Genomic DNA, 5960 nt, shown 5'->3' with positions numbered 1-5960 from the left:
CAAACGGACGGCACCGGGGGTGGGGGGGGGGTTGTTTTTGGGTGGGGGGGGCGAAACCTTCTCCTTGGGCGGGGGGGGAGGTCGGCGGCCCCCCCCCCCCACTCCCGAGCAGGTCAGGAGGCCGGCTCGGTGAGGTACTTGGCGCCCTCGTCCGGGAGCTTGTTGCCGTTCTTGTCGAAGAACTGCCAGGACGTCGCCCGCATCGTCCCCGGGCGGGCGACCACCATGCGGCGGGTCGGGGAGTCGCCGACGGTGACGGGCTGGGGCTCGGTGGTCGTGCCGTCCGCCCAGGTCACCAGCACCCGGCCGACGTCGGGGCCGATGGAGAGCGTCACCACGTCCGCCGGCGGCACGATGCCGTCCTTGCTGCTGCGGCCGAACAGGCCGCCGCCGTGGACGGTCCGCTCGCGCGGGTCGAGCTTGCCCGGGGACGGGGTGCTGCCCTCCGCGTCGTGGCCCAGGCGCACCCCGTCCACGGTGAAGTAGGTGTTGATGACATCGGAGTCGGGGTCCCAGTACTGGGCGACGTACTCCGGAGTGGGCTTGGGGACGGTGGAGTCGAAGGGCGTGCGCTCCTGCCACACCGCCAGCGCCTGTTCGTACGCCCGCTCCTTCGGCGCCGCCGGCCAGAGCGCCTGCCAGATCTCCCAGGTCTTGCCGTTGGCGACACCCTGCCCGAGCCGGACCCGGACCGGGGTGAACGGGTCGCGCGCGCCGGGGGTGGCGGCTCCGGCCGTCGGGACGGTGGCGGACTCGCCGACCGCTCCGGTTCCGGCGGCTCCGGTCCCGACAGCTCCGGCGCCGGCGGGGGCTCCGATCCCGGCGGGGGCGACATGCTGGGTGGCCGCCGGGCCGGGGTGCAACTGCGCCAGCACCCCGCCCGTCAGGGCCACCACCGAGGCCAGCGCCACCGCGCCGACCACCGTACGGCGGCGGTTCCGCCGCCGGTGGCCGCCCGCCACGATGTCCGCGACCGGTGCCGGGCCGACCTTCGCCTCCGCCGCCGCCTCGGCCAGGCCGAGCCCGATCCACAGGTCCTTGCCGGCGTCCACGTCCGCGCTCATACCGCTCCTCCGATGTGTGTCGTGTCCTTGAGTCCCACCAGCTCCGTGACCTGCCGCAGCCGCGCGATGCCCTTCGCCGCGTGGCTGCGCACCGCGCCGACCGAGCACCCCATGGCCGTCGCCGTCTGGCTGTCGCTCAGGTCCTCCCAGTGCCGCAGCACCACCGCCTCCCGCTGGCGCGGCGGCAGCGTCGCCAGCGCGGTGAGCAGCGCCCCGCGCTGGTCGGACCGGGCGAACCCGTCCTCCGGTCCCGCCGCGTCCGGCACCGCGTCCACCAGCAGCTCCGGCAGCCGGCGCCGCCACCGGCGGGCGTGCTGGTTGACCAGGATCCGCCGCACGTAGGCGTACGGATCGTCCGCCCGCCGTACCTTCGACCAGGCCGCGCAGGCCTTCTCCGCCGCGGACTGCACCAGGTCCTCCGCCGCGTACTGCTCGCCGGCCAGCAGGTACGCCGTCCGTACCAGGCGCGGCCAGACCGCGACGATGAACGCCTGGAACTCGTCGTTCGGCCCGCTCTTCGCTTCTCCCATGAGCACCTCCTCACCCACCCAGAGCCCAGGTGCGGACGGAAGCGCTTACTCCCGTGCGGGCCCTCCTTCAGAGCCACGGCCGGAAGGGCCGCCGGGGATCGACGCGAGGTGCGGAGGGGGCTGGGGGCCGGCGCGGGCAGCGGCCTGACCGAAGGCCTGGCGGAAGGCCTGGCGGGTGGCCGGGCACAAGGCGGGGCAAAAAGCCTGGCAGGAGGCCTGAAGGCCGCGCGTAAATCCGCTTGGGAATCCGTGGGCCGGGTCGCTACCATCCAGCCGATGATCCTTTCTCATGACGTATCAGGCAGCGGGCCCGCCGTGGTGCTGCTGCACTCCTCGGTATGCGACCGGCGGATGTGGGACGCGCAGTGGCAGCGGCTGGTCGACGCCGGGTACCGGGCGGTGCGGTGCGACTTCCGGGGCTTCGGTGACTCGCCGCTCGCGGACGGCCCCTACAGCGACGCCGGGGATGTCCTGGCCCTGCTGGACCACCTGGGCATCGAGTCCGCGGCGCTGGTCGGCTCCTCGCACGGCGGCCGGATCGCCCTGACGGCGGCCGCGCTGCGCCCGGACGCGGTGACGGCGCTGGTGCTGCTGGCCCCGGGCATGCCCGGGCACCAGCCCAGCGAGACGCTGCGTGCCTTCGGGGGCCGCGAGGACGAGCTGATCGAGGCCGGGGACATCGACGGGGCCGTCGAGCTGAACGTCGAGACCTGGCTGGGGCCGGAGGCGGACGAGACGGTCCGCGCGAACGTCCGGCGGATGCAGCGGCACGCCTTCGACGTGCAGGCGGAGGCGACGACCGGCCCGGACCGGGAGGACGTCGACCTCTCCCTGATCAAGGCCCCCACCCTGGCCGTCGGCGGCGCCCACGACGTGCCGGACTTCCGCGAGATCGCCGCCGCCCTCCCCGGCTTGCTCCCGAACGCCCGCTACCTCGAACTGTCCTGGTCCGGCCACCTGCCGAGCCTGGAGCGGCCGGAGGAGACGACCGCCCTGGTGCTGGACTTCCTGCGGGAGGCCGCGGACGCGCGGTAGCGGCCCGGTTGCCGGGCCACGGCGGAGGAGCGGGACGTCGGATCGGCCGACTTTCCGCTCCCTGCTTCCCGCCCGTTTCAGCGCCCTGGAGAGTGGCGCCGCCCGGCCGACGTCATGCCTGCACGCCGGCCGCCTGCACGCCGGCCGCCGGCACACCGGCCGGTGTCACACCGGCAGACCGGTCGGCGTCACACCGGCTGACGTCACGCCGGCCGCGTCGAGGCGGGCGAGGAGTGCGCGGCACTGGCGTTGCAGCTTCTCGTCCTCCTCGATCGTCCCGAACCGGCCGCCCCGGCGCGGCAGTTCGAGCTGCGCCCGCAGCAGCGGGACGGCCGGCGCGGCGGCGGCACCCATCCGCTCCAGGCAGGCGGCGACGTGGCCGCCGGTCGCGGAGTTCCTCTCCCAGGCCGGGAGCAGCGCGCCGAGGACGGCCGGGGCCTCGGGCTCGCCGCCGATCTCCCACAGCGCGGCGGCGCAGTGGACGCGCACCCAGTCGTAGTCGTCGGCCAGCAACGCGCGCAGCCGGGGCAGGGCGGCCGCCGCGGCGGGACCGATCCCGCCGAGGACGTCGGCGGCCTCGTTCACCTGGAAGGGGCCGGTGGCGTCGAGCGCGGGGAGCAGCAGCGGCAGGACCTCCGCCGGATCACCTCCGACCGCCCACAGCGCGGCGAGGGCGGCGGCCACCACGCTCGGATCCGCCTCGGCGGCCGTCGTCAGCGCCCGGATCCGCGCCAACGTGCCCGAGCCCGAGCCCGAGCCCGAGCCCGAGTCGGCACCCGTACCCGTACCCGCACCTGCGGCCGCCGGGCCGAAGCGCCGCAGGTTCTGCAGCGCGGTGGAGGCGGTACGCCACTGTTTCTCCCGCACCGCCGCGTCGAGCACCTCCGTGACGGCCGGCAGCGCCGCTGCGTCCCCGAGCGCCCCGAGGGCGGCGAGGACCGATCCGACCTCCGTGTCGCTCCACTGCGTATCCAGGTCGAAGCCCCGCAGCATCTTGGCCAGGCGTGGCGCCAAGGTCCCTGCAGCGGAGGGGAGATGGCGCGCGACACCGACCGCCCGCCAGGCGTCGGCTCCGCTGTCCAGCGCCGTCAGCAGTCCCGGCCGGGCCCGTTCGTCGCCGAGGTGGGCCAGCGCCAGTACCGCCTCCTGGTGGGCCCGGCGCCGGTGCGGCTGGGGCGAGGACCACACCTCGGGCCCGAACTCCGCGCGCTGGGCCGCGACGAGGGCGGCGAGGGCCTCGCGGGCGGGGTCGGCGACGGCGTGGCAGGTGCCGAGGACGGCCGCGGCCTCGGCAACCACCTCGGGATGCGGGTCGGCCAGCCGCTCGGCGACCATGCCGATGAGCGAACCGTGGTCGCCCCGCCAGGACGTGACGAGCTCGGCGGTCATCCGCAGGGCGTCGAGGCGGGCGCCGGGATCCGGGCTGCGCAGCTGCTCCGCGAGCAGTGCGGTGCGGTCGACCACCCGGGCGTCCAGCACCTGGTGGAAGGTGCGCAGCAGCCGGGTGGTCGGCGAGTGGACCACCGAGTGGCGCTCCAACTCCTCGAACGCGGCGATGACGTACCCCGGAGCGCTGCCCGGCTCGATCGGCGGCTTCTCCTGGACGGGCCGGGGCGAAACCCACCAGCCGTCGGCCGGCGCCGCCTCCCGCCGCAGCAGCCCGATCGCGGCCGTGACCTCGCCCCCGCCCGGCTCCGTCGCGCAGCGGGTGCGGTGGACGAGGGCGGCGAGCCGGGTGGTGGTGTCCAGGGCCTCGTCGTCGGCCAGGGCGGTGAGCCACGCCGTCGCCTCGCCCACCGCCTCGGGGCGGCGCAGGGCCAGCGTGGCCATCGCCTCGACCAGCAGCAGCCGTTCGACCACCCCGGGTTCGGCGCTCAGCCGCTCGCGCAGCACCGCCACCGCACGCGGGACGTCGTCGACGAGCAGCCCGAGCGCGGGGACGGCGGCCTGCCGCAGCAAGCGGTCGGCGTCGTGGTCCGAGGCGAACCGCACGAACACGTCCGCGCGCCGGCGCAGGAGGGCCAGCGAGTCGGAAACGTCCCCACCGGCGAACCCGTACGCCTCGTGGTCCGCCGCCTCGCGGCCGATGCTCACCAGCAGCTCGACGATCGCGGCCCGCCCGGGCACGGCGGGGTCGCTTACCAGCTCGAACAGGAACGGCAGGCTGGCCGTGGTGGCAGAGTAGATGCTGCCCTGGTGGAGGACGGCGCTGTAGTAGTGGTCGAGTGCGGCGGCCCGCTCCTGCTCGTCCGGCGAGGCCAGGGCCGCCAGCAGGTCCGGCACCTCCTCGGCGCTCCCGTAGGCGTGCGACAGCCGCTCCCAGTCGATGTCGTGCAGTCCGTTGAACATGATCGGCACTCTGCCGGACCGGTCTGACAGCGGGACCGGTCCGGCAGCCAGGGCCCGGCCCGCCCTCGCCGCCCGAGGGCGGGGGCGACAATCGGCCAGGGCGGGGAAACCCGCGACTCGAACGTGTGTCGGGCGCCATCATGGCTGGGTGCACTTCACCTCGGAGATCAGCTCGGACGGCGTCACGCAGCGCGGCTTCACCCTCGACGGTGTGCCCGGTGTGCCCGGTGTGCTCTGGTGGCCGGACGGGCGGCCGCTCGACGGGCGGCCGCTGGTGCTGCTCGGGCACGGGGGTGGCGGCGACAAGCTGGCGGTGGCGGAGCGGGCCCGGAGGTGTGTCGCGCGGTACGGCTTCGCGGCGGTGTCACTGGACGCGCCGGGGCACGGGGAGCGGCCGCGCACCGCGCAGGACGAGCGGTTCGTGACGGAGATCGGGGAGTTGCTGGCGGCCCGGCGGCCGATCAGCGCGTGGGTGGCGCGGTACACGGCGGCGCTCGCGGAGCGGGCGGTGCCGGAGTGGGTGGCCGTGCTGGATGCGCTCGGCACGGTGGGGGAGGGCCTCGGCCCGGTCGGGTTCTGGGGGCTGTCGTTGGGGAGTGCGGTCGGCATTCCGCTCGCGGCGGCCGAACCGCGCATCGTCGCGGCGGTGTTCGGGCTGGCGGGGCACGCGGCGCAGGCGGAGGCGGCGGCGCGGGTGGGCGTGCCGTTGGAGTTCGTCCTGCAGTGGGACGACGAGCTGGTGCCGCGCGAGGGGGCGCTGGCATTGTTCGGCGCGTTCGGTTCGCGGGAGAAGACGCTGCACGCCAACCCCGGCGGCCACCTGGAGGTGCCGGACTTCGAGGTGGCGGCCTCGGAGCGGTTCCTGGTCCGGCACTTGGGTGTGGGTAAGGGCGTCCGCCAGTAGGTCATCGGATGCGGGGGCTTCGAGGCCGGGTATCCCAGCGGTAGAGGGTCCAAGCCCGTCTGATTAGGCAGCGGACAG

At 75.3% G+C, this 5960-nt stretch carries 5 protein-coding genes; 2 read left to right on the top strand and 3 right to left on the bottom strand.

The window, feature by feature from the left end:
- Positions 1-113 precede the first annotated feature (113 nt).
- Positions 114-1064, bottom strand: coding sequence for a hypothetical protein (locus ACZ52J_RS25325; RefSeq protein ID WP_465621960.1), 951 nt, complete (start codon positions 1062-1064; stop codon positions 114-116).
- A complete protein-coding gene (locus tag ACZ52J_RS25320; protein WP_465621958.1) occupies positions 1061-1594 on the bottom strand; it encodes a SigE family RNA polymerase sigma factor in 534 nt (177 codons plus the stop codon). The genes ACZ52J_RS25325 and ACZ52J_RS25320 overlap by 4 nt, the downstream gene beginning before the upstream one ends.
- 276 nt (positions 1595-1870) lie before the next feature.
- On the opposite strand from ACZ52J_RS25320, the gene ACZ52J_RS25315 reads away from it, so the two are divergent.
- Positions 1871-2629, top strand: a complete 759-nt coding sequence (locus tag ACZ52J_RS25315; RefSeq protein WP_465621956.1) for an alpha/beta fold hydrolase — start codon at positions 1871-1873, stop codon at positions 2627-2629.
- A gap of 165 nt (positions 2630-2794) precedes the next feature.
- Here ACZ52J_RS25315 and ACZ52J_RS25310 read toward each other — a convergent pair whose 3' ends face one another.
- Positions 2795-4978 carry a HEAT repeat domain-containing protein gene (locus ACZ52J_RS25310; protein ID WP_465621954.1) on the bottom strand — a complete coding sequence of 728 codons (2184 nt, stop codon included), beginning with the start codon at positions 4976-4978 and terminating at the stop codon, positions 2795-2797.
- A gap of 148 nt (positions 4979-5126) precedes the next feature.
- Here ACZ52J_RS25310 and ACZ52J_RS25305 point away from each other — a divergent pair, with 148 nt between their 5' ends.
- Positions 5127-5882, top strand: a complete 756-nt coding sequence (locus ACZ52J_RS25305) for a dienelactone hydrolase family protein (protein WP_465621952.1) — start codon at positions 5127-5129, stop codon at positions 5880-5882.
- Positions 5883-5960: the final 78 nt, after the last annotated feature.

The organism is Kitasatospora sp. NPDC034035 (assembly GCF_055575755.1).
The sequence above is the reverse complement of the archived record's forward strand: the minus strand, read 5'-3'. Positions and strand labels throughout refer to the sequence as shown.